This is a genomic window from Desulforamulus aquiferis, assembly GCF_030577015.1.
Taxonomy (GTDB): domain Bacteria; phylum Bacillota; class Desulfotomaculia; order Desulfotomaculales; family Desulfotomaculaceae; genus Desulfotomaculum; species Desulfotomaculum aquiferis.
On sequence record NZ_JARPTC010000021.1, the window covers coordinates 223032 to 245265 of the forward strand.

At 41.8% G+C, this 22234-nt stretch carries 25 protein-coding genes; 17 read left to right on the forward strand and 8 right to left on the reverse strand.

All coding sequences use genetic code 11. The annotated features are described in order from the left end of the window. The 3 genes from P6N53_RS14780 (at position 1) to P6N53_RS14790 (ending at position 1877) form a co-directional block, all read left to right on the forward strand. Complete coding sequence (locus tag P6N53_RS14780; RefSeq protein WP_304544501.1) at positions 1-1071, forward strand: zf-HC2 domain-containing protein; 1071 nt, start codon at positions 1-3, stop codon at positions 1069-1071. Positions 1072-1316: 245 nt separating this feature from the next. Then, a complete protein-coding gene (locus tag P6N53_RS14785; RefSeq protein ID WP_304544503.1) occupies positions 1317-1541 on the forward strand; it encodes a NifU family protein in 225 nt (74 codons plus the stop codon). 114 nt (positions 1542-1655) lie between these two features. Continuing rightward, a complete protein-coding gene (locus P6N53_RS14790) occupies positions 1656-1877 on the forward strand; it encodes a NifU family protein (protein ID WP_304544505.1) in 222 nt (73 codons plus the stop codon). Positions 1878-1911: 34 nt separating this feature from the next. Here the strand turns inward: P6N53_RS14790 and P6N53_RS14795 are convergent, their stop codons facing one another. From P6N53_RS14795 to P6N53_RS14810, 4 genes are all read right to left on the reverse strand, one after another. Further along, on the reverse strand, positions 1912-2808 hold the full coding sequence (locus P6N53_RS14795; RefSeq protein ID WP_304544506.1) for a selenium metabolism-associated LysR family transcriptional regulator: 897 nt from the start codon (positions 2806-2808) through the stop codon (positions 1912-1914). An 84-nt stretch (positions 2809-2892) separates the two neighbouring features. Further along, entirely contained in the window at positions 2893-3642 is a 750-nt protein-coding gene (locus P6N53_RS14800; protein ID WP_304544508.1) for an N-acetylmuramoyl-L-alanine amidase family protein, read from the reverse strand. A 47-nt stretch (positions 3643-3689) separates the two neighbouring features. After that, complete coding sequence (locus P6N53_RS14805; RefSeq protein WP_304544510.1) at positions 3690-4502, reverse strand: carbon-nitrogen hydrolase family protein; 813 nt, start codon at positions 4500-4502, stop codon at positions 3690-3692. A gap of 33 nt (positions 4503-4535) precedes the next feature. Next, positions 4536-5723: a CapA family protein gene (locus tag P6N53_RS14810; RefSeq protein ID WP_304544511.1), complete on the reverse strand. Its 1188-nt coding sequence runs from the start codon at positions 5721-5723 to the stop codon at positions 4536-4538. 323 nt (positions 5724-6046) lie between these two features. Here P6N53_RS14810 and P6N53_RS14815 point away from each other — a divergent pair, with 323 nt between their 5' ends. The 4 genes from P6N53_RS14815 to P6N53_RS14830 all read left to right on the forward strand — a co-directional run bounded on the left by P6N53_RS14815 (position 6047) and on the right by P6N53_RS14830 (position 11781). Next, positions 6047-7213: an iron-containing alcohol dehydrogenase gene (locus P6N53_RS14815; protein WP_304544513.1), complete on the forward strand. Its 1167-nt coding sequence runs from the start codon at positions 6047-6049 to the stop codon at positions 7211-7213. A 168-nt stretch (positions 7214-7381) separates the two neighbouring features. Beyond that, positions 7382-8548, forward strand: a complete 1167-nt coding sequence (locus P6N53_RS14820; RefSeq protein WP_304544515.1) for an iron-containing alcohol dehydrogenase — start codon at positions 7382-7384, stop codon at positions 8546-8548. 16 nt (positions 8549-8564) lie between these two features. Then, entirely contained in the window at positions 8565-10214 is a 1650-nt protein-coding gene (locus P6N53_RS14825) for a GAF domain-containing sensor histidine kinase (RefSeq protein ID WP_304544517.1), read from the forward strand. A 22-nt stretch (positions 10215-10236) separates the two neighbouring features. Continuing rightward, positions 10237-11781, forward strand: a complete 1545-nt coding sequence (locus P6N53_RS14830) for a sigma-54-dependent transcriptional regulator (RefSeq protein WP_304544519.1) — start codon at positions 10237-10239, stop codon at positions 11779-11781. A 51-nt stretch (positions 11782-11832) separates the two neighbouring features. Here the strand turns inward: P6N53_RS14830 and P6N53_RS14835 are convergent, their stop codons facing one another. Next, complete coding sequence (locus P6N53_RS14835) at positions 11833-12111, reverse strand: MoaD/ThiS family protein (RefSeq protein WP_304544522.1); 279 nt, start codon at positions 12109-12111, stop codon at positions 11833-11835. A 365-nt stretch (positions 12112-12476) separates the two neighbouring features. On the opposite strand from P6N53_RS14835, the gene P6N53_RS14840 reads away from it, so the two are divergent. The 8 genes from P6N53_RS14840 to mobB all read left to right on the forward strand — a co-directional run bounded on the left by P6N53_RS14840 (position 12477) and on the right by mobB (position 19234). Continuing rightward, a complete protein-coding gene (locus P6N53_RS14840) occupies positions 12477-14207 on the forward strand; it encodes an aldehyde ferredoxin oxidoreductase family protein (protein WP_304544524.1) in 1731 nt (576 codons plus the stop codon). Positions 14208-14253: 46 nt separating this feature from the next. Further along, on the forward strand, positions 14254-14490 hold the full coding sequence (locus P6N53_RS14845) for a MoaD/ThiS family protein (protein ID WP_304544526.1): 237 nt from the start codon (positions 14254-14256) through the stop codon (positions 14488-14490). Between the two features lie 89 nt (positions 14491-14579). Next, a complete protein-coding gene (locus P6N53_RS14850; RefSeq protein WP_304544528.1) occupies positions 14580-15278 on the forward strand; it encodes an ABC transporter permease in 699 nt (232 codons plus the stop codon). Between the two features lie 2 nt (positions 15279-15280). Then, positions 15281-16033: an ABC transporter ATP-binding protein gene (locus P6N53_RS14855; RefSeq protein ID WP_304544530.1), complete on the forward strand. Its 753-nt coding sequence runs from the start codon at positions 15281-15283 to the stop codon at positions 16031-16033. A gap of 35 nt (positions 16034-16068) precedes the next feature. Beyond that, positions 16069-17046: a GTP 3',8-cyclase MoaA gene (gene moaA / locus P6N53_RS14860; protein WP_304544532.1), complete on the forward strand. Its 978-nt coding sequence runs from the start codon at positions 16069-16071 to the stop codon at positions 17044-17046. Positions 17047-17050: 4 nt separating this feature from the next. After that, entirely contained in the window at positions 17051-17545 is a 495-nt protein-coding gene (moaC, locus tag P6N53_RS14865; RefSeq protein ID WP_304544534.1) for a cyclic pyranopterin monophosphate synthase MoaC, read from the forward strand. After that, positions 17533-17970 (forward strand): MOSC domain-containing protein, encoded by a 438-nt coding sequence (locus P6N53_RS14870; RefSeq protein ID WP_304544536.1) that lies wholly within the window; start codon positions 17533-17535, stop codon positions 17968-17970. Before moaC ends, P6N53_RS14870 begins: the two co-directional genes overlap by 13 nt. Next, positions 17951-19234 carry a molybdopterin-guanine dinucleotide biosynthesis protein B gene (gene mobB / locus P6N53_RS18680; protein WP_308447273.1) on the forward strand — a complete coding sequence of 428 codons (1284 nt, stop codon included), beginning with the start codon at positions 17951-17953 and terminating at the stop codon, positions 19232-19234. The genes P6N53_RS14870 and mobB overlap by 20 nt, the downstream gene beginning before the upstream one ends. A gap of 91 nt (positions 19235-19325) precedes the next feature. On the opposite strand, the gene P6N53_RS14885 is transcribed toward mobB, so the two are convergent. Continuing rightward, positions 19326-19511, reverse strand: coding sequence for a hypothetical protein (locus tag P6N53_RS14885; RefSeq protein WP_304544538.1), 186 nt, complete (start codon positions 19509-19511; stop codon positions 19326-19328). Positions 19512-19780: 269 nt separating this feature from the next. Between P6N53_RS14885 and P6N53_RS14890 the strand changes: the two genes are divergently transcribed. Next, complete coding sequence (locus tag P6N53_RS14890; protein ID WP_304544540.1) at positions 19781-20701, forward strand: PGAP1-like alpha/beta domain-containing protein; 921 nt, start codon at positions 19781-19783, stop codon at positions 20699-20701. On the opposite strand, the gene P6N53_RS14895 is transcribed toward P6N53_RS14890, so the two are convergent. Together P6N53_RS14895 and P6N53_RS14900 are read right to left on the reverse strand one after the other, a co-directional pair. Next, entirely contained in the window at positions 20702-20884 is a 183-nt protein-coding gene (locus P6N53_RS14895; protein WP_304544542.1) for a hypothetical protein, read from the reverse strand. Positions 20885-21005: 121 nt separating this feature from the next. After that, a complete protein-coding gene (locus tag P6N53_RS14900; RefSeq protein WP_304544544.1) occupies positions 21006-21287 on the reverse strand; it encodes a hypothetical protein in 282 nt (93 codons plus the stop codon). Between the two features lie 58 nt (positions 21288-21345). Here P6N53_RS14900 and rlmD point away from each other — a divergent pair. Beyond that, the coding region (rlmD, locus tag P6N53_RS14905) for a 23S rRNA (uracil(1939)-C(5))-methyltransferase RlmD (RefSeq protein WP_304544546.1) at positions 21346-22234 on the forward strand (889 nt) is incomplete at its 3' end.

Here is a 22234-nt window from a genome sequence, read left to right on the forward strand (position 1 = left end):
GTGCGATGCCAGGATGTAATGGAAAAGCTATCATTGTACCTGGACGGGGTCCTTGAATCTTCCGAGAGGGAAGTAATCAAGGCTCATCTGGCGTGCTGTCCGGCATGCAGGGCTGAATGGGAAGAGTTAACCCTTTCTGTCAGCTTGCTTCAGGAACTTCCTGAACTTGCTCCGCCAGCAGGATTTAGGGCTGGATTAATGGAGAAAATTGATCAACTTCCTGCTCCTGTACGGGCGCCTCAAAATAAACGTTGGTTTGAACGTATATCAGAGGTCAGTAAGAGTAGATGGTATCAAACAGCTGCTGTTGCTGCTGTTATGGCCATGACCTTAGGCCTTACCTCCCTTTGGGAAAAGGATGGCAATCAGTTTATGCCCGTTGATCCAAGGCCCGACAAGGGGATTGCTCAGTTAGGAGAGCATCCTGGTAAAACAGATACAAATAATGTAACTGTTGATCCGGGAGTAGAGCCAGATCCAGGTGCAGTTGTAACAGATCCTGGAACTCAGGTAGAAACGCCTAATAATTCCACCACTAAACCAAATCAACCCGGCAATGCAGTTAATGAACCAGGTAAGGTTGATAATGGTCGGGGATTTGAGAGTATTGTGATGCAGCCAAGTGAAGGAATTATTTCCAGTAGTGCTACCTTAAGGATTGATGTTCAAGAACTTAGTGCTGCACTGAAGACGCTAGGCACAATTACCCAAAGTAACAGTGGCTCAATCCAAAGTCCCTATACTGAAAATGGCGGGACGGGACAAATTAGCATCAGGGTTCCTATGGCCAACTACAAGTCCACAGTAAATGAACTGCAGAAGTTAGGAGAAGTTATATCTTATCTGCCATCTGAGAGGGACTTGAGCGGTCAGCACAAGCAAGCAAAGGACAGTTTTGAACAACTTAAGGCAAAAATGGCTGACTTAGAAAGTAAGAACGCCGAAGAAGAAAACGAGGAATTAAAGGACCAAATATCAGTAATTAGTTCCTCTATGGCTGAGCAAGTAAACATAATTAAACAGTTAGAAGACCGCAGCTCATATGCAATCATAACTATTACCCTTTTTTAAAATACATGTGATATTTACACCGGAAGGCAAGTAGTCTATCCGGTGTTTTTGTTTTTAAGCTATAAGTAATAACATGGTAATATAAATGAAAGATCTTTCTAATAAACTAATATACAGTGAATGGTAAAACATTCTTATTTAGACAAGTTTTTCTTGTAAAAACATTCGGGTATGATACAATTATTTTATGGTCAGTAATAGGCAGACTTTCTGTCACTGAGTCTCTATTAGGAGGTAATAAAGAAATGAAAGAAAAGGTAAAAGAAGTATTAGAGCAAGTGCGTCCTTTCCTGCAAAGGGATGGCGGAGACGTGGAGTTTGTAGACGTTGATGAGAACGGCGTAGTTAAGGTTAAGTTAAGAGGAGCTTGTGGCAGTTGCCCAGGTGCACTTTATACTTTGAAAAACGGTATTGAGCGTACACTAAAGCAACAGATTCCCGAAGTAAAAGAAGTTGTCAGGGTAGATTAATAATCCTACGTAAACTGCAGGTTGATGCCTGCAGTTTTTATTTTTATATATAGTATTAAAAAAGTGATTATCGGGAGATATATAAACCTAGGAAAAACATAGGGGGTGACAATAATGCGTGAAAAAGTGGCAGAGGCTTTGGAAAAAGTGCGTCCATTTCTGCAAAGAGATGGGGGAGACGTTGAATTAGTAGACGTTGATGAAAGTGGAGTTGTAAAGGTCAAGCTAAAAGGCGCTTGTGGTGGTTGACCCGGAGCTACCTATACCCTGAAAAATGGGATTGAGCGGTCGCTCAAGCAGGCGGTTCCCGAAGTAAAGGAAGTTGTTCAGGTCTAAGAGAGAGCCCCCGCAATCTACGGGGGCTTTAATTTTAAGTATTTCTTATCTGTAGGGTGAAATTGAGAAAGGCCTCTACTAATGGGCTTTTATTTTTGCGACGGGGGTAAACTAAATATAAATCCCTATCCATAGGGATATCCTTGATTTTTAGCGTGGCGATCTTATTTAAGGCAAGCTCATTATTAATTGCCCAGCGTGAAACGATTGAAATACCTGCGCCGGCTTCAACGGCAGCAATAATGGCACCGGTGCTGCCTAATTCCAGAGCAATATTCAATTTATCAACATTAAGTCCCCCTTGGGACAGGTACTTTTCAACCACGGTTCTGGTTCCCGAGCCTGTTTCGCGCCATACGAGGGGCTCTTTTGCCAGGACATCTATAGCTACCTCATCTAATTTGGTCAGGGGGTGTTCGGGAGGGGTAATTACTACCAGCTCATCCGAAAAAAACTTTATGCCTTCGATGCGCTTGTTATTTGGCGAAATCCCCACTGCACCTACATGGGCAGATTCCTCCAGTAATTTCCTTATAACTTCCTTTGAATCACCAATGTGGAGTACAGTTTGAACATCGGGGAACTCTTTTTTAAAGGCTCCGATAAGCCCTGGGAGAATATAGTGACCAGGGATTGTACTTGCCCAAACCACCAGCCGTCCCCTGATTTCCCCGGAAATATTTCGTATATCCTGCTCTGCCCGATGTAAGAGGTCCAATATTTCTCTGGCATGACGGTAAAAAATCTCCCCGGCGGGAGTGAGGTTTACACCTCGACCCCTGCGCTCAACTAAAGCAGTCCCAAAATGAGACTCCAGGACACTCAATTGTTTACTTATTGCCGGCTGAGTAATATGGATCTCCTGGGCAGCTAGGGATAGGTTTTTCTTTTCGGCAACCGCAATAAATGTTTGTAGGGTTGATAAATTCATGTCAAATCACCTGGCTAATTATAGCACTTCCTTTGTTTACTTTGCTAGGATTTGTTCAATAATTATTTTATACAGTCTAAGGTATTATAACTTATTACGTTCAATAATTCTATTTAATACAGTAGCAAGCTGGCCCCAGGTGACGGGAGTATCTGCCTGATGGTTGTTAACAATAATGCCTGAAGCAATTAATTTATCTATTTCCCCCTGGGGGTCCCAGACAGGAGGAACAGTCGGGTTCTGAATAATAGGATCGGCCGGGATAGTTGGATTTTCCTGTGTTAAAGGCGATAGCAATTGGCTTTCAACGATACCATCGGCAATAGCTAAGGCTAAACCATTGATAAAGTCTGAGTCCTTTAGCAGTGCGGCGTCCCTTGGATTATCAATAAACAGATTTTCCAGCAGTAAAGCAGGCATAGAGGTATCCCGCAGGACTAAAAAATTGGCTCTTTTTTCACCACGATTCACTACCCCAAAGCCCTTTAAATAATTGAAAACCACATTATGGATAGTGGTTCTGAAGTTAGCAGTATGGGTACTGACGGGACCATTATAGATGTAGCTTTCAAAACCGGCCCCACCTCCTGCATTGATATGGATAGATACATATAAATCTGCCCTGAGGTTGTTGGCAAAGACGGCCCGGGAATTTAGGGATATATAACTATCATCGTCCCTTGTTAGCCTGATTTGTGCATCGTATGAGGATAGTCTTGCCGCAACTTTAAGTGAAATATCTAAGTTCAAGTCCTTTTCTAACAGGTTATTACCTACAGCCCCTGGATCACTGCCACCGTGGCCTGGATCTATCACAATTATTTTTTGAACCATTATTACACCTCCTATGACAATATATTGTCATAGGAGGCTTCAATTTCCTAATAAATTTCAGGTTTCCTGTGTTTAAGCAATGGTAATTGTTCTCTGATTTTAGACAACTGAGCCAAATCTATTTCTGCAGTGACAATGGCCGGGTTTGCATTGGCTTGTGAGATGACATTGCCCCAGGGTCCTGCCACCATAGAATGACCATAAGCCACATAGTTGGCAGTTTGATCCCGGGCGGGGGAAATAGCTGCCAAGTAAATCTGATTGTCCAAGGCCCTTGCCCTCATTGTCAACTCCCAATGGGCTGGACCTGTTGTCATATTAAAGGCAGCAGGGAGCACCACAAGATTCGCACCCTTCAAGGCCATCAAACGCGTGAACTCAGGGAAACGTATGTCATAGCATATGGCGATGCCCACCCGGCAAAAAGGAGTATCAAAGAAAGTAACCGTATCTCCTGGTGTGAGGGTCTCTGATTCTTTAAAGCTAATCTGACCCGGGATATCAATATCAAAGAGGTGAACTTTTCTATGTCTTGCCAGTAGTTGCCCCTCCGGTCCAAATACAAAGCAGGTATTATAGAGCTGAGTATTCTCTTTCTCGGGAATAGAACCACCTATTAAATAGAGGGAATGTTTTTTTGCAAGGGCAGAAAGCAATTTTATGGTTTTACCCTGGGGAAATTCTTCTGCATAAGAATCAAAATATTCTTTTCCGTAGGGACAGTTAAACATTTCCGGCAGGGCTACCAGGTGACTGCCTGCTAAAGCTGCCATTTCTATAGCAGCTTTGGCAGTTTGCAGGTTTAAAGCTTTATCATCTGCCACAGGTGTTTGGCACAGGCTAATTTGAAAATTACTCAATTTATCAACCTCTCCCTAAGGGATTAAAGCAAACTATATCTTGCTACCTCCGGGAACATTCTTTGGCAATATAACTGGGCAGGCTTCGTATATGAGACCTGTTGTATCCTGCCAAACTTCATCAAGCCTTTCGTAATCCAGGGGAGATAGAAGGGGTTCTATACCTGCATTATAATCTTCAAGTGCCTTTTGTACTGGTAGAACCCTGTAGCTGAGCTTGCCATCCTGTTTGAATTTATGGACCCAGACTGGAATATAGTCTACATCCTTTATTATAAGTTTGTCCGGAGTCTTTTCTAAGGTTACATTTACTATTAATCCACAGTTAGAATAACGCCAGTCCTGGTTAGACACAAAATTGCCTAGGGAATAGACTACAAACTGCTGTTTTTCTAATCCGTCTGTTATTGTCTGTTTAAGCATCATGGGCTGGATAACATGAACATGATTGCCAAAGACAATATCTACACCCTGCTGAAATAATTCCTCAACCAGTTTAATTTGAAACTGGTTGGGCTGACGCTGGTACTCGGTACCAAAATGCAGGTAGGCTATGATCAAATCCACACTTTGCTCGTTAAGCTTTTCGATATCTTCAAAAATTTTATTGCTGTGTATCAAGTTAACGGCGTACTCTCTACCCTTTGGAAGGGGTATGCCGTTGGTATTTTCGGCGTAATTTAATATGCCAATTTTGCACCCCTTTACTTCTCTGACAAATACCTCCTGGGCTTCCTCTAATGTTCTGTAGGTTCCCATATGACATAGATTAGCTGACTCCAGGTTGTCCAAGGTGTTCACTAACCCCTTCCAGCCCATGTCTAAGCTATGGTTATTGGCTGTAGCAACTATATCAACTCCTAAATCCTTCAAATCCTTTGCCAATGCTTCGGGTGTATTAAATAAGGGATAACCGCTATAACCAAACTCTTTGCCGGCCAGGCGTGTCTCCAGATTCACTATGGTGAGGTCTGCTGAGTTTAGATGTTCTGCTACTTCAGAAAATATCGGCTTAAAATCATACTGTCCATCTGGGGTTTTAGCTGAATTGACAACGGGAATGTGCATTAAAAGGTCGCCTACGGCAGTAACTGTGATTGATTCAGGAGGAGGCGGAAGGGGCTCGGGGGTTTGTTCAACAATTACTGTTTGTGTTTTACAGCCAGTAAAAAATAGTAATAGGATTAAGGAGATTATTAGATAGGTTAGTTTTCTAAACATAAGACCACCCCTGTAAAACTACTTTCAGATACATTCGTTATTAAGTTAGTTACTCCTGCAAAGGTTAGGAAATGTTCGAGCATAGATCATTGTTCGGATATAGAACAAACATAAAGGTAGATATTGTACTAAAAAGAAGCACCGATGGTATAAAAATACAAGTTACTTTCTTCACAATTATCTCAATTCCCTTAATAGTCTGTAAAATTAAAAAATTATATTAATACAGAATACTTTGGCACGGTCCTTGCGTTTATTAATGGCATAGTCAATGAGGGGAACACCCCTACAAAAATACATTATATTTAAGGAGGAGTTTTAAAATGGCAGTAGGCGAACAGGTATTTGGATATTTTATTCCCACCGTTAACTTAATGGGTGTTGGAGCACACAAGGAAATCCCTAATCAGGTTAAAACCCTTGGTGGCACTAACGTATTAATCGTAACTGACGCTTTCTTAGGCCGTCCTGGTGGCATGGCTGACGATATTAAAGCTATGTTAGAAGCTGAAGGCATTAAAGTTTCTATATATGCAGGCGCTGAGCCAAACCCCACTGACATAAACGTACATGATGGATTAAAGGTTTACCAAGAGTGCGGCGCAGATATGATTCTTTCCTTGGGTGGTGGTAGCTCCCACGACTGTGCTAAAGGTATTGGAATGGTCGCAACTAATGGCGGACATATTCGTGACTGCGAAGGCGTAAATAAAACAACTAAGGCCATGCCTCCATTTATCGCTGTAAACACCACCGCTGGAACCGCTTCTGAAATGACTCGCTTCTGCATCATTACTAATACCAGCAACAAGGTGAAAATGGCCATCGTTGATTGGCGCTGCACACCAAACGTTGCTATTAACGACCCATTATTAATGGTAGGAATGCCTCCCGCATTAACTGCTGCAACTGGTATGGATGCTCTGACCCACGCCGTTGAGGCTTATGTATCCACCATTGCTACCCCTGTAACCGATTCTGCAGCTTTAATGGCTATCAAGCTTATCTCTGAGAATCTTCGTTGCGCAGTGGCCAACGGACAAAACATGGAAGCCCGTGACAAAATGGCCTATGCTGAGTTCTTAGCTGGTATGGCCTTTAACAACGCTTCCCTGGGTTATGTTCATGCTATGGCTCACCAATTGGGCGGCTTCTACAACCTGCCCCACGGTGTATGCAATGCCATCCTGCTGCCCCACGTGGAAGGCTTTAACCTGATTGCTTGCCCCGAGCGCTTTGTAGACATTGCTAAGGCTATGGGTGAAAATGTTGAAGGTCTGTCTGTACGTGATGCAGCTGACAAGGCCCTGGCTGCTATTAAGAAGCTTTCCTCCGACGTAGGCATTCCTGCCGGCTTGACCGAGTTAGGCGTTAAAGAAGAAGATCTGAAGATTATGGGTGAAAATGCTATGAAGGATGCTTGCAGCTTTACCAACCCAAGAATTGCTACCCTTGATGATGTAATTGGTATCTTTAAGTCTGCATTATAATTAACCATCATAAACCCCTTAAAATAATTGCTTTAAAGGTGGATATTATATCCACCTGTTTTTTTTTGGAGCACTTTAGAAGGGATATACGTATCTTTGTAGAATTACTTACAGGACAAGTTTGAATTGACCTACAATTATGAATAATTTGTCAGAGGGTGGCGGGATATGCAAAAGGGAAATTTGTTGAATATTAGCAAATTTGTTGCCCCTGAGGTAATATTTGGCCTGGGGGCTATGAGTCAGGTTGGGGAAAGTGCGGTAAGGTTAGGTATCAAAAGAGCCTTTTTGGTAAGTGATGAGGGAGTAATAAATGCAGGATGGGTAGAGAGGGCGCTGATTTATCTTAAGGAAGTGGGGATAAGTTCCCATGTTTGGTTTGAGTTAACCACAAACCCAAAGGATTTTGAGGTAGCTAAGGGAGCGGCACAATATCTTGAAAGTGGCTGCGATGGTATAATTGCCGTTGGTGGAGGTAGCCCCATAGACGTGGCAAAGGCCATTGCAATATTAGCAACCAATGGTGGTCAAATAAAGGACTATGAGGGTGTAAATAAGATCATTTCACCACTGCCGCCAATGGTTATAGTAACCACAACTGGTGGATCAGGAGCCGAGGTATCCCAATTTTCAATGATTGTTGAGAAGGCCCGACAGGTAAAAATGGCCATTATTTCAAAATCACTAATACCTGATATTGCCATAGTTGACCCCTTGATATTACAGACAAAAAGTGCCCGACTTACTGCAGCTACCGGTGTTGATGCCCTTAGCCATGCCATTGAGGCCTATGTCTCCTTAGCTGCCACACCTCTTACGGATATACACGCCCTTGCAGCTATTCGATTGATAACAGAAAATCTCAGGGAGTCAGTAGCTTGTACAACCAATCTTCAAGCTAAGGCATCCATGGCCATGGCCAGCCTCCAGGCGGGATTAGCCTTCTCTAATGCCATATTAGGAGCGACCCATGCCATGACCCACCAGGTTGACGGATTACTAGATTTACACCATGGCGAAACCAATGGTATATTGCTGCCCTACATTATGCAATATAATATGATCTCATGTGGCGAGAAATTTGCTAATATTGCTGAGGCAATGGGGGTGCATAGCGCAGGTATTGGCAAATGGAAACTTGCCGAAAAAGGCATCGAAGCTGTCAGAAAGCTCTTTAGAGATATAGGTATCCCGGAACGCCTAAGCCAGGTGGGAATGAAAGAGGATTATATCAAAATGCTAAGCGTAAACGCTGTGAAGGATGCTTGTTTGGTAACAAATCCACGGGATACAACAGCTGATGATATCGAGGAATTATACAGAAAAGCGCTTTAAAGGGAGGGGTTGCCTCGTGTTTGGTGATAAACTAAATATTATACAAAACTTGACTGGGGTTAACTCTTCAAAACTCAACTATTACCTTGAAGTTCAGCGCTCTAATGAACAAATCAAAATACAAATCAATAGGCTTGAGATTATACACCAGCTGATCAAGGATATTAATATCGATATGTCCTTTTCAGACATAGTAGAAAGGGTTTATAACAAACTGCCACAGGCGGTTCCCTGTTGCTTTCTTGGTCTTGCCATGGCCAAGGCAAATCAACTGGTGATGACCGCAGCAATACCAGGAAATAGCAACCTGGGACAGCCGGTTCCCAGAACATCGGTTTTGTGGCAGGCCTATGCTAAGTGCCAGAGGCTTTTATACAATTTGAATTATCGTGAGGAGCTTGTTTGTAAGCTTAATGAAGGTAGGGACCCATTAGAGAACTGGGGACTGCGCTCTGTGGCCATAGTGCCCCTTATGGTGCGCAATGAAGTTATTGGACTTCTGATCGTTGGCTATGATCAGGAATTTGCCTATGATAATTCGGAATTAACCTTTATTCAACAGTTAGCAGACCAACTAGCAATATGTATAGAAAATGCAAGGCTATATAAAGAAGTATCTAAGGGTAAGCAGGAATGGGAAGAAACATTTAAGGCTGTACCCGATCCAATATTTTTAATTGACAAGAATTTTTCGGTGCTTCGGCATAACCAGCGCCATATTAGTTTAACTACTGAGAAGCCTAAAGAAAACCCAAAATGTTATGAGCTTCTCTGGAAAAGAAGCATTCCATGTGAATATTGCACCTTAGACGAAGTTCATATGACTGGTAAAGCCGTTTATCGACAGATACAAAATGATGGCGTTATCTTAGATGCTTTTTATTATCCCATGGTGGATCCCAATGGGGAGATCTATGCAGTAATCCTTCATGTAAAGGATGTAACTGAGAAGGTAAAAATGGAAGCACAGCTAGTGAACTCTGCTAAACTGGTGGCTATAGGTGAAATGGCAGCGGGGGTTGCCCATGAGTTAAACAGCCCCATGACGGTAATGATAGGAACAGCCCAGATGATGCAGAGGGATATGGGGAAAGATGATCTCAGGTTTGAATGGCTGGATGATATCATTGGCTGTGGCATGAGATGTAAGAAAATAATTCAAAACTTGCTGTCCTTTTCTAGGCAGGGACAATTTTCATTGACAGAGACAAATGTAAATGAGCAAGTGGATAAGGTTTTAAGCCTTATTCATTATCAAATAAATAGAAATAATATTGCCATAAACAAAGACCTTGATCAGGATATTCCTGTAATTATGGCCAATGGACATCAGCTACAGCAGGTTCTAATTAACCTGTTATTAAACGCCAGGGATGCACTGGAGGAAAATCTGGGAGAGAAGCGTATCACCATCTCAACCTCGGTCGCCCAGCATCAAGGGGAAAAATGCGTAATAATTTCTGTCGATGACAATGGTCAGGGCATTGACCAGGAAAATATTAACAAAATATTTAACCCCTTTTATACCAGCAAAGAAGCAAGCAAAGGAACAGGCCTGGGTTTATCTGTTAGTCTAGGTATCGCCCAATCTCATGGGGGTACAATCCATTGTGACAGTCAACTGGGTATAGGTAGTACCTTTAAATTTATATTGCCTATAAAATAGGATATTGGGGGTGAAAGTTTTAATGGTTAACGGTCCAGGAATTTTAGTAATAGATGATGAACAGCCTGTTGGAACATTTTTTACCAGGCTGCTTAGTAACAAGGGTTATAGAATAGGAGTTGCTTCATCTGGGGCTCAGGCCTATGAGCTAATTGAACAGGAAAAATTTGATGTGGCAATGGTTGATCTGAAATTGCCAGATGCCGATGGATTATCATTGCTACAGCATATTAAAGCGCACCAACCTGGCTGTGAAGTTATCATTATGACTGGTTATAGCACCACAAGAACTGCGGTAAAAGCAATTCAATTTGGAGCCTTTGATTATATTGAGAAGCCCTTTGATGATATTGAACTAGTTGAAGAATTAATTGAAAAGGCCCTTAGTTTTAGTAAAACTGAGGGAGCTCTTGATGACAAAGATTATGGTTGGGCAAAGGTTGCAGAGGATGTAGGATTTCAAGTGGGAAAAACCCCTAAGATGATTAAGTTGGTCTCTATCTCGGAACGGATTGCTACAAAGGATATTAACGTACTGATTCACGGGGAAACGGGAACCGGCAAAGAGGTTTTGGCAAGATTCGTTCATGCTGCCAGCAATCGCAGGGACAAGCCATTTTTAGCTATAAACTGTGGAGCACTGCCTGAAAATTTATTAGAGAGTGAGTTGTTTGGTCATGAAAAGGGTTCCTTTACTGGTGCCAATGTGCAGCGTAAGGGTATCTTTGAGCTGGCAAACAACGGCACACTATTTTTAGATGAGATAGGTGAGGCTAGTCTCTCCATACAGGTAAAATTATTAAGGGTACTTGAAACAGGTGAATTTCTCAGGGTAGGAGGAGAGAAACCTGTAAAGACAAATGTGAGGATTATTGCTGCTACAAACGTTGATCTGGAGGAAGCAGTAGCCCAGAAGAGTTTTCGTGAAGATTTATTCTACAGGTTAGATGTTGTTAGGCTGGAACTACCTCCCCTTAGGGAGCGAAAAGAAGATATACCACCGTTAGTAGAACATTTTATCAATAAATTCTGGGACAAAAATGCCGGCATAATGCCAATATTTTCAGTTAACTGTATAGAAGATATGAATGCTTATCATTGGCCGGGTAATATTAGGGAACTTGCTAATGTTGTTGAGCAAGCATTGGCCCTCTGTGATGGGAATATGGTTCTTCCTGAGCATATCTCAAATAAGATTACCGGACAAAGTCATATCAATTTTAAGGAAGGTTATCCTAGCAATACACAAACCGAACAGGCTGAAATCATCGGTGAAGTAGCATTGAAATCAATCGATGAGGAAAATCTGGAAAATATGGAAGAACAAGAAATATTAAATCTATATTACAAGGTGGAAGGCTTATATAAATCCCTACAAACAACAATTGGCAGAAGGGGAATAAAGGATGTTTTTCCAGTAAGCATTCAAGAACTGGAGGCTAGGGCCATAGAGGAGACTTTGGGCTTTTATAACGGTAATGTAAGCATGAGTGCAAGGGCACTGGGCATAGGTAGAAATACCCTGTACAGAAAGGCTAAGGAGTACAATATAAATATTAATGGATAAAGGATGCCAGGAAGTTCAAGTGTGATGTACTTCCTGGCTATTTATTAATGCTTATTCCTTGTTAACAAGGCCAAGGATGACCCTGTATGGGCCGGGAGTGCCGGGAGGGATTAAAGCAACCCTATCCCCGGATTTAATTACCGTTTCTAAGCTCTGCACCTTTCCGTTAATCATAATAGCCTCAACCTGCTCAGGTGTTATTTCAAGCTTATGTATTAATTCTACGCCTGTTATACTTTCGCCTACTTCATACATTTCGGGAAATTTAAAGCCCTTTTCAGCCATTACACTTTGAAGCTTGGAAAAGCATCTTAACTCGATAGCACCCAAAACATACCCCTCCTTATAAATATATTTTGAATATAATTATATCGCAAAATTCAGACCATTAGTTAAGCGATTTTTAGGTCTAGAAATGTGGCATTTTGAAACATATGTCCTAATATGGAACTGATTCCTGTGTCATTTTAGGCATATTACCGATATTAATGCTATTATATTATTTGGTACAATCCTTGCAAGCTTATAAGGTTGCTAGATATGTTTGAATTCGAAAAATATTCAGTTTAAAGATATAAGAGGGGGGATTACGAAAAATTCTTTGAAAATAAAAAAAAGAAGGAAAAGAAAATCTATTACCGAATAAATTAGGTAGTATTCCCAAAAAAGTTATATATTTAAGGAGGTATTGGACTATGCCAAAATTTTTAAGGGTCGATATGGCAAAGAAGGAAGTCAATTTTGAGGATGTTCCAGAAAAATACCTTGCTTTAGGCGGCAGGGCATTAACTTCCCAAATGGTACTGGATGAAGTTCCAGCAACCTGCAATCCCCTAGGTGAATTTAATAAGGTGATAATTGCTCCTGGATTATTATCAGGAACCAATGCTCCTTCTTCAGGGCGTCTTTCCGTAGGAGGTAAGAGTCCTCTGACCGGTGGTATTAAAGAGGCCAATGCTGGTGGTATCTGCTCACAGAAAATCGCCAACCTTGACATAAAGGCTATAATTTTAGAAGGAAAGCCTGCTGAAAAGGGTTCCTGGCTTATTAAAGTTTCTCCAGACGGTGCTGAGCTTTTGGCCGCTGATGAGCTGGCTAATAAGGGAACCTATGAAGTTACTGCAATTTTACGGGAACGTTATGGCAGCAAAGTAGGCGTTATCTGCATCGGACCAGCTGGTGAAATGATGCTGATGGGCGCTGGAGTTGCTACCAATGACGCTGAAGGAAACTCCAGTCGTTATGCTGGACGTGGTGGTTTAGGTGCGGTAATGGGTTCAAAGGGAGTTAAGGCAATCGTAGTTGATGCTCCTAAGACCTTTGACGTTCCAGTAAAGGATAAGGAGCGCTTCTCAGCAGCTGCTAAGAAATTTGCCAAAGTTCTTATGGATCACCCTGTTACAGGTGAAGGTCTCCCTGCCTTTGGAACCAACGTACTGATGAATATCATCAGTGAAGCTGGTACTCTGCCCACTAGAAACTTCAGTAATGTTGGACGTTTTGCAAACGCCAACAACGTTGGCGGCGAGACTTTAGCTGAAGTTGCAAAGGCACGCGGCGGAAAAGCTACCCACGCCTGCCACCCAGGATGCATTATGCGCTGCTCCAATGTTTATCCAATGCCCGATGGCAAAGTTTGCTCCCCTATCGAGTATGAGACTGCCTGGTGCTTTGGTCCTAACCTGGAAATTGATAACTTAGATGTGGTTGCTAAGCTAAACTACATTTGTAACGATGCAGGTCTTGATACCATCGAAATGGGTGTTGCCCTGGGTGTATTAATGGAAGCCGGAGTAATCCCCTTTGGTGATGCCGATGCCGCAGTAGCAGCTCTAGAAGAAGTTGCTAAAGGTACCCCAGCAGGACGTATCCTTGGTAATGGCGCCGTATTTGTAGGAAAAGCCTATGGAATTACCAGAGTAGCTGCTGTTAAGGGGCAAGGCATTCCAGCTTATGATCCCAGAAGCTGCAAGGGTAACGGTGTAACCTATGCTACCAGCCCAATGGGTGGTGACCACACTGCCGGTTATGCTGTAACTGCTAACATTCTTAAAGTGGGTGGCTTCGTTGACCCAACCAAGGCAGAAGGTCAAGTTGATCTTTCCCGTAACCTGCAAATTGCCACTGCTGCAGTTGATGCTACCGGCCTGTGCCTGTTTGTAGCCTTTGGTGTTCTTGACAATCCAGAAGGTCTACCAGCCATCGTTGAGATGCTAAATGCCCAGTATGGCTTAGAATTAACCGTTAATGATGTTGTAGCCTTAGGACAAAGCATTCTTAAGAATGAGCGTGCCTTTAACGCTGCAGCAGGATTCACCAATGCAGATGATCGCTTACCGGAGTTCTTCTATAATGAAAAGCTGGCTCCTCACGACACAATATTCGATATAACTGACGAGGAACTTGATTCTGTGTTTAATTTCTAAGTTCATTTGGTACAATAGATGTAGTATAATTAAGAGGTGACCGGACATGCAGATTGAGTTGAGAGTTTATACGGGTTTGGAAAGATTTACGGGAACCAAGTATGGGGAGTTGATTCCTGTTCAAATTGCAGAGGGAACTACCATCTTGGATGTTCTTAAGAAATATGGTATCCCTGAAGAAGAAGTTTTTACTTCTTTAGTAAATGGTCTGCACAAATCCTTTGATACTATACTGCAGGACGGTGACCGAGTAGCCCTTTTTCCACCTGTTGGTGGAGGTTAACAGTAAGGAAGCCAGGGGCAGGGGAAAACCCTCTGCCCTTGTTAAGGAACTCGCTATGCTTATCAAAACATAATGGTGGTGACTAGTTAGTGGAAGTATTCTGGAATGGCTTTATCATAGCAGTAAAACTACTATTATCCGGCGATAGAGAAGTTTTAGAGATTGCACTACTTACACTAAAGGTTTCAGGTACGGCTACTGTCATCGCTGTGTTGATTGGAGTTCCTATAGGTTTTTTCCTGGCCCTGACTTCCTTTCCAGGCAGAAATATTGTTGTCAGTATTGTAAATTTTGGTATGGGTTTACCTCCGGTGGTGGTAGGTTTATTTGTCTGGCTATTACTAAGTAGGTATGGCCCCCTTGGCTTGTTGGGCCTATTGTATACCCCTACCGCAATGGTTATTGCCCAGGGAATAATTGCCTTTCCCGTTGTCACTGGCTTTACCCTGGCAGCCTTTCAACAACTTCATCCAAAACTTAAGCTGCAAATTCTTTCCCTGGGGGCGTCCAGGCTGCAATTACTTTGGCTGATGGCCAGGGAGGCCCGTCTAGGCCTATTGGCAGCTGTCATGGCGGGCTTTGGAGGGGCAGTGTCAGAGGTAGGGGCGGCAACCATGGTAGGTGGCAATCTGGTAGGCTCTACTCGAGTATTAACAACGGCAACAGTATTGGAAGTAAGTAAGGGTAATACAGACCTGGCCATGGCCTTGAGTATAATACTTTTACTTTTAGCATTTTCCATCACAGTGATACTTACTGTTGCTCAGCAAAAGGGGAGGTGTCCGTAGGGATGGCAGTCTTAGAAGCCTTTGATATAAAATTAAATTTAAGTGGTAAAAATATCCTGGATATCGACTCCTTTGCAATAAATGAAGGACAGGTTACTGCGTTAATTGGGGCTAACGGTGCTGGTAAAACCTCCTTTATGCAGGTTTTATCCTTGCTGCAAAAACCTACTTCAGGAGATTTGTTTTTTAAGGGAGAAAAAATTCATAAAGGAAATCTTTTAGAAAATAGGAAAAAAATGGCCTATGTATTTCAACAGCCGTTATTATTAGATATGACTGTTAAAGATAATGTTCAAACGGGGCTTCGGCTTAGAAAAGTTCCTAAAAATGAACAAGCACACCGAGTTGAGCATTGGCTCGAACGTCTGGGCATAACTCATTTGGCAAAGCAATCAGTTAGATACCTTTCGGGTGGAGAAGCTCAGAGGGTTAGCCTTGCCAGGGCCTTGGCCTTGGAGCCAGAGGTGTTGTTTCTGGATGAGCCCTTTACCGGCTTAGATAGCCCTACCCGAGGGAAACTGTTGCTTGATTTGGCAAGCTTGCTGCATGATACAAATATTGCTACTTTGTTTGTTACCCATGATTATAATGAGATACCATATTTGGCTCATAGATTATCCGTCTTGGATCAAGGAAATTTGATACAGAGTGGGACTCCGCAGGAAATATATCGTCAACCAAAGAATCAGACAGTAAGTGACTTACTTCAATGGGTACCCTTTCAAAAAGAGGTTAAGCAAGCCATCATTTCTTAAAACCTTGGTTAACTAACTAATAGGGGGCTACGATAATGATTGACAATCATCAGAGAAATATTAACTACCTTCGTATTTCTGTTACAGATCGATGTAATTTACGATGTGTTTACTGCATGCCTCCTGAGGGAGTAAAACATACTCCCCATTGGGAAATACTAAGTCTCGAAGAATTTGGGCGAATCGTAGATGCTGCATCAGATTTAGGAATAAAAAAAGTTCGTATTACAGGTGGAGAGCCGTTAATCAGAAAAAACATCTTAGATTTGTTTGAGCATATTTTAGCAAACCCCAAAATAGATGATATTTCCATTACCACAAATGGGGTTTTGTTTGCAGATATGGCTAAGGATTTGAAAAATGCTGGACTCACCAGGGTGAATTTTAGCTTGGATAGTCTTAGCCCGGATAATTTCAAGGATATTACGAGACTTGGAAAATTTGATGCTGTATGGAAGGGTATAGAGAAGGCAATTGAGCTGGAACTTCATCCGGTTAAATTAAATGTTGTGGCTGTTCGTGGAGTTAATGACCGGGAATTTGGGGATTTTGTTAGGCTCAGCAGGGAAATGCCCTTACATGTAAGATTTATTGAGTTAATGCCCATTGGTGAATGTAATCCCTGGGCCGTAGGAAATTTTATTTCTGCTGAAGAAATAATGCAACAGCTTCAGGAGGAATTTGGTACCTTTGATATAGAAACAAAGGTAACGGGTAACGGACCTGCCAAATATTACAGATTACCAGGTGCAAAAGGAACTATCGGTTTTATCACCGCAATAAGCGAACATTTTTGCGCCAAGTGCAATAGACTCCGCTTAACGGCAAACGGTCAATTACGCCCCTGCTTGTACGGTAAGCAAGAGATAGATTTGAAGACCCCCATGCGGAGGGGGGCCGGCAGGCAGGAATTGGCTGAACTAATAGCCGGTGCAATTAAACTTAAACCAGATCAGCACCACATGGATCAAGGTTGGACTGATAGAAGGGTCATGAGCCAAATAGGAGGGTAATAAAGTGTCACAGCTAACACATTTTGATGCCAAGGGAAATGCCCGCATGGTGGATATCACCCAAAAAGCTGATACATCCAGGGCAGCAGAGGTAAGGGGAGAGGTGGTTATGTCTCCTCAAACCCTGGAGCTAATAGAAAAGGGCGGTATGGCTAAAGGAGATGTATTAGGTGTGGCCAGGGTTGCTGGAATAATGGCCGCTAAAAGCACTCCTAATTTGATACCAATGGCCCATCCAATAATGATTACAGGGGTTAATATTAATTTTAAAATATTACCGCCAGATAAAATTGAGATTCAGGGAATCGTAAAAACTGACGGCAAAACTGGTGTTGAAATGGAAGCCCTTACTGCAGTTAGTGTTGCGGCCCTGACTATATACGATATGTGTAAGGCCGTGGACAAGGCAATGGAAATTCAAAATATCAGGTTAGTAAAAAAGAGTGGCGGAAAAAGTGGAGACTTTGTAAGGGAAGGGGAAAAACCATGGGAAGAATAGTAGCCGTTTGTACAAGCCCCAAAAAGGGTATGAGAAAGAAAAATGTAGGTGAAGCTATTCTTAAGATTGAGCATGGCCTAGAAGGGGATGCCCATGTGGGTGATTGGCACCGTCAAGTTAGCCTGCTAGCCATTGAAAGTATCGAAAAAATGAGGCAAATGGGACTTAAAGTTGGCCCCGGTGACTTTGCAGAAAATCTTACTACCGAGGGTATCGACTTAGTCTCTCTGCCGATTGGAACTAAACTTCGCATTGGACAAGATGGTTTAGGTGAAGTCACCCAAATAGGTAAAGAGTGTCATACCCGCTGTGCCATCTATCATCAAGCTGGAGATTGTGTCATGCCAAAGGAAGGCATATTTATTAGAGTACTTCGGGGTGGCCCGGTGAAGGTAGGGGACGAAGTTGAAATCCAGGCAGAATAATAATTTGCCGCCGATTGTCTCAGTGGTGGGATGTTCAAATTCAGGAAAAACAACATTTCTTGAAAAGCTTATTAAAGAGTTTAAATTCAGAGGCTATAGAGTTGGCTCTGTAAAGCACCACCGTGGGGCATTTGAAATGGATATTGAGGGAAAGGATACCTGGCGTCATTTTCAGGCCGGTTCAGAGGTGGTGGGTCTTGCCACCCCTAAAGGCTTTGGGCTGGTGAGAAAACTTCAGCAAGAGATGTCTATAGAGGAAATCGCTTCATACATGGGGGACGTTGATATCATCATTGTGGAAGGCTTCAAGGGTGGTCCCCAGCCAAAGTTGGAGTTGGTTAGATCCGCTATATCAAAAGAGCCTGTTTTGGCACCGGAAGAGTTATTGGCGGTGATAAGTGATTTACCCCTTAAGTTAGGTCTTCCGGTATTCCAACTGGAGGATATACCTTCCGTTGCAAACCTTATAGAAGAACAGGTAGTAAATAATAGAAAAACAAATGTTGCAAAAATTGAATCCTTAGATTTAATTCAACAAAAAAGATATCATCGCAATATAAAACTGCCAGGTGTTGGAGAGGCAGGGCAGTTAAAGCTTTTTCAGTCCTCTGTGCTAATCGTTGGAACTGGTGGATTAGGCTCCCCTGTGGCTTACTACTTGGGTGCTGCAGGGATTGGCAGGCTTGGCCTAATTGACGGGGACAATGTTGACTACTCTAATTTGCAGAGGCAGATATTACATGCAACCGCCGATATTGGCAGACCGAAGGTGCAATCTGCAAAGGAAAAGCTTGAGAGCATCAACCCTGACATTGAAGTAACTGCTTATCAAAAATTATTAACCAAAGAAAATGCAGTTGATTTAATAAAACAATACGACCTGGTGGTGGATGCAACTGATAACCTGGCCAGCAGATATGTCATTAATAAGGCATGTATAGAAGCTGGGAAGCCCTTTATTCACGCGGGAGTGCTATCGATGGTGGGACAAGTCATGACCATAATACCCGGTCAGGGGCCATGTTTTAGGTGTGTATTTAGGGAACTTCCCGAAAGGTCGGTGACATCGACGGCAGATGTGGGGATTTTAGGTTCTATAGCTGGAATTATTGGTTGTATCCAAGCGACTGAGGCTGTGAAATACCTTCTTGGTCAAGGGGATTTACTAGTAAACAGGATGCTGACCATGGATGGTCTGACAATGTCTTTTTTGGAAGTTGAAATCAGGAGAGACAATCAATGTCCGGATTGTGGCAATAATTAAGTCCTTAGGAGTTAATCCTTAGGGCTTTTTTCTTTCCCTAAAAAATCTGTGCAGCAGGAGCACTGCTGCACAGCACCATCAAACAGCTATTTTAATTTCCATGCAACTCGGATTCTACTCTGTCTAATAATTTCATTAATTCCCGAGTTTCATGCATAATGTTTAAGGTGAGTTCCAGGATCTCTTTATCACGGGTTTTCTTTGAGATCAACTGGGAATAACCCCTGATTCTTCCTGTACCATCTCTTAAATCCATTACAATTTTGCAATTTTCCATTCGGTGATAACCTCCTTCCTACAAATTATGCTTATTTACAATCAAACATAGTTTTTTTGATAATCACCCCCCATTAAATAATGACAGGGGCGATATACAGAAAAATGTAGTATTATATCGAAATTTGTCGCATCTATAATAAAAATGTTAAATCAAGTAAAAGCATTACAGCTATTTTGTTTTTCTGGGAATAACATTTTTAAAACTAGCTTATAAATACCAGGAAAATGTTGCAAAATAAAACCTATCCCATAAACTGGAGGATAGGTATGAAGAAAGCTTGTATTCTTACTGTTTTTTCTCTGCTATTTGTCATTGTACTACCTTCATATATCTACCCACAGCAGTCAAGAAATGATAAAGCTCCATTAGAAGTTAGCAGTTTGATGCTGGGAAATGGTGGACAAGAAGATTTATACTTTATATTTATTAATGGCTTGGATTGTAAGTGTGATGGTACTCGCTATAATGATATGGGTTTTGAAGTAATAAGAAGAAATATGGCTAGGGCCGGTTTCACATTTACCGATAATAGATTTTTATTATATAGTTACACAGGGGGTAAGGTTGAAAGGGGACGATGGTATCCTAATAAATATGAATCCAAAGATACCGGACAGCCTTTACAAATCAGTGTGAAAAATCTAGAGCTTTTAGTTAGAGAGTATTCTTCTAGTCATCCTAAGGCCAGTTTTATCCTGATTGGTCATAGCCTAGGTGGTAGAATTGCTATGGATTTTGTAAGCTCTACCAGTGAAGAAATGAGAAAGAAAATAGGGGGTGTGGTAACCCTGAATTCTCCATTATCAGGCGCATCCTTCAAAGTACCCGAAATGATTATGGAAGTATTTTCGAAAATTGATTTTATTTTAAGCTCACCGGCAGTAAGGTATCTAATATGGGAGTCCAAGAACTTAGAAGAGAACACCTACAAAAGGAGAAAATCAATAGAAGAGCTTCAGAAAGGGGGATTGAGGGTGGCCACCTTTGCCACCAATCAGGATATGGTTGTCCATGCCCAGGGCAGTTGTATTTTAGATGAGACGGGTAAGCCTGTTTCAGAGGGTTACATATTAAATGTAAACAGGCTACCGGCTAAACATTTCGTTGGTCATATGCAAATCTTAAAACATGAAGAGGTTTCAATGTATTTAGTAAATTTATATATAGAAAGCATCCTAAAGAAATAATTATTTTGTTACAGAACCGGATGAATCGTAAAAAATCATTTGGCCCATGCTGTCAGTGATTATTTCAGGAGATTTCTTTGCTAATGTTTTCCTAGGCTTTTTTTTCGCATCCCTTATTTTTTGAAAAACAACCAAATCATGGAGACGGGAAATGTTAGTATCTCTTTTTATCTTATCAGTCAATCAAAATCCACCTCCAAACATTGTCAGTTGCATGACATATATTTGGGTGAAAGCTTAACATAGTTAAGAAAGATAAACAATAAGAAAAAATAAAGTGATACTAGTAAAATTAGTCTGAATATTATGAATCATGGGACAGAGGGACAGGTAACTTGTCCCGCTCTGTAAGCTGGTTTACATGCTCGCCAATATTCTTTTTAAGTAGAAATATCCCTATAAGGATTACTATGCTGTATAATACAAAGAGCCAGTTTAAGGGATATAATTCCAACCACCCACCGCCTATTAATGGGTCAGCAAGATGGCCTAGGGAAAAGGCGGTGTTAGTAATAATTTCATAAATGAGTGTATCAAGAAATGTAGCACTAGCTACTGCAGCCAGAATAAAATTTTTATTCTTCAATCTCAGGTAAGCTCCCAAACAGATTTGAAAATTTTATCATACTCAAAGAGGTGTAATAATGCAAGAAAAGTTTATACCAGTTCGAGTTGGAGATGTGATTGAACTCGATATTCACAGTATGGGGCACTCCGGCGAAGGCATAGGAAGGCTACAGGACATGGTGGTTTTTGTACCAGGCGCACTGGTTGGCGAAAAGGTTAGAGCTGAAATTAGAGAGGTTAAAAAATCCTTTGCTCGAGCCCAGCTCATAGATATTATCGAGAAAAGTAATAATCGAATAGAGCCAGCTTGTCAGGCAGCCCATAAATGCGGAGGGTGCCATCTTCAGCATATGGATTACAACAATAATTTATTACATAAAAGGGCTATTGTTAAGACAGCCCTTGAAAGAATAGGAAATCTAAAGAATGTACCAGTTGAAGAGGTACTTGGTATGTCTAATCCGTGGCATTACCGTAATAAAATTCATTTACACCTTTGGCAGGAAGGTAATGAGATTAAACTGGGTTTTTTTGAAGGCGGAAGCCACCAACCAGCAGTAGATGTAGGAAGTGAGGGCTGCTTACTGGTGGATGATAAAATTAACGAGATCGTCGCTACTCTGGATGAATTGATTAACAAGTATAAAGTAACTCCTTATCATTGGGGAAGGAGAAAGGGATTCTTAAGGAATATAATGATTCGCCGGGGACATACAACCGGGGAAGTAATGGTTGTATTTGTAACTACCTCTGATAAATGGGCTATAGAACAACAGCTTGTTAAGGAGATTAGGTACAGACACCCAGAAATAGTATCGCTTATGCGCAATATTAATAATAGTTCAGGAAGACTAGTCTTAGGACGAGAGAACCACATTTTATCAGGAAAAGACCATATTACAGACATACTAGGAGGTTTGAGCTTTAAGATATCAGCCTCCTCATTTTTTCAGGTTAACCCCCTTC

Bases quoted from the DNA above. Each gene is read 5' to 3' on its own strand.
- P6N53_RS14785 (WP_304544503.1), top strand. From the start codon at position 1,317: ATGAAAGAAAAGGTAAAAGAAGTATTAGAGCAAGTGCGTCCTTTCCTG.
- P6N53_RS14795 (WP_304544506.1), bottom strand. From the start codon at position 2,808: ATGAATTTATCAACCCTACAAACATTTATTGCGGTTGCCGAAAAGAAA.
- P6N53_RS14800 (WP_304544508.1), bottom strand. From the start codon at position 3,642: ATGGTTCAAAAAATAATTGTGATAGATCCAGGCCACGGTGGCAGTGAT.
- P6N53_RS14810 (WP_304544511.1), bottom strand. From the start codon at position 5,723: ATGTTTAGAAAACTAACCTATCTAATAATCTCCTTAATCCTATTACTA.
- P6N53_RS14815 (WP_304544513.1), top strand. From the start codon at position 6,047: ATGGCAGTAGGCGAACAGGTATTTGGATATTTTATTCCCACCGTTAAC.
- P6N53_RS14820 (WP_304544515.1), top strand. From the start codon at position 7,382: ATGCAAAAGGGAAATTTGTTGAATATTAGCAAATTTGTTGCCCCTGAG.
- P6N53_RS14830 (WP_304544519.1), top strand. From the start codon at position 10,237: ATGGTTAACGGTCCAGGAATTTTAGTAATAGATGATGAACAGCCTGTT.
- P6N53_RS14840 (WP_304544524.1), top strand. From the start codon at position 12,477: ATGCCAAAATTTTTAAGGGTCGATATGGCAAAGAAGGAAGTCAATTTT.
- P6N53_RS14845 (WP_304544526.1), top strand. From the start codon at position 14,254: ATGCAGATTGAGTTGAGAGTTTATACGGGTTTGGAAAGATTTACGGGA.
- P6N53_RS14855 (WP_304544530.1), top strand. From the start codon at position 15,281: ATGGCAGTCTTAGAAGCCTTTGATATAAAATTAAATTTAAGTGGTAAA.
- moaA (WP_304544532.1), top strand. From the start codon at position 16,069: ATGATTGACAATCATCAGAGAAATATTAACTACCTTCGTATTTCTGTT.
- P6N53_RS14870 (WP_304544536.1), top strand. From the start codon at position 17,533: ATGGGAAGAATAGTAGCCGTTTGTACAAGCCCCAAAAAGGGTATGAGA.
- P6N53_RS14885 (WP_304544538.1), bottom strand. From the start codon at position 19,511: ATGGAAAATTGCAAAATTGTAATGGATTTAAGAGATGGTACAGGAAGA.
- P6N53_RS14890 (WP_304544540.1), top strand. From the start codon at position 19,781: ATGAAGAAAGCTTGTATTCTTACTGTTTTTTCTCTGCTATTTGTCATT.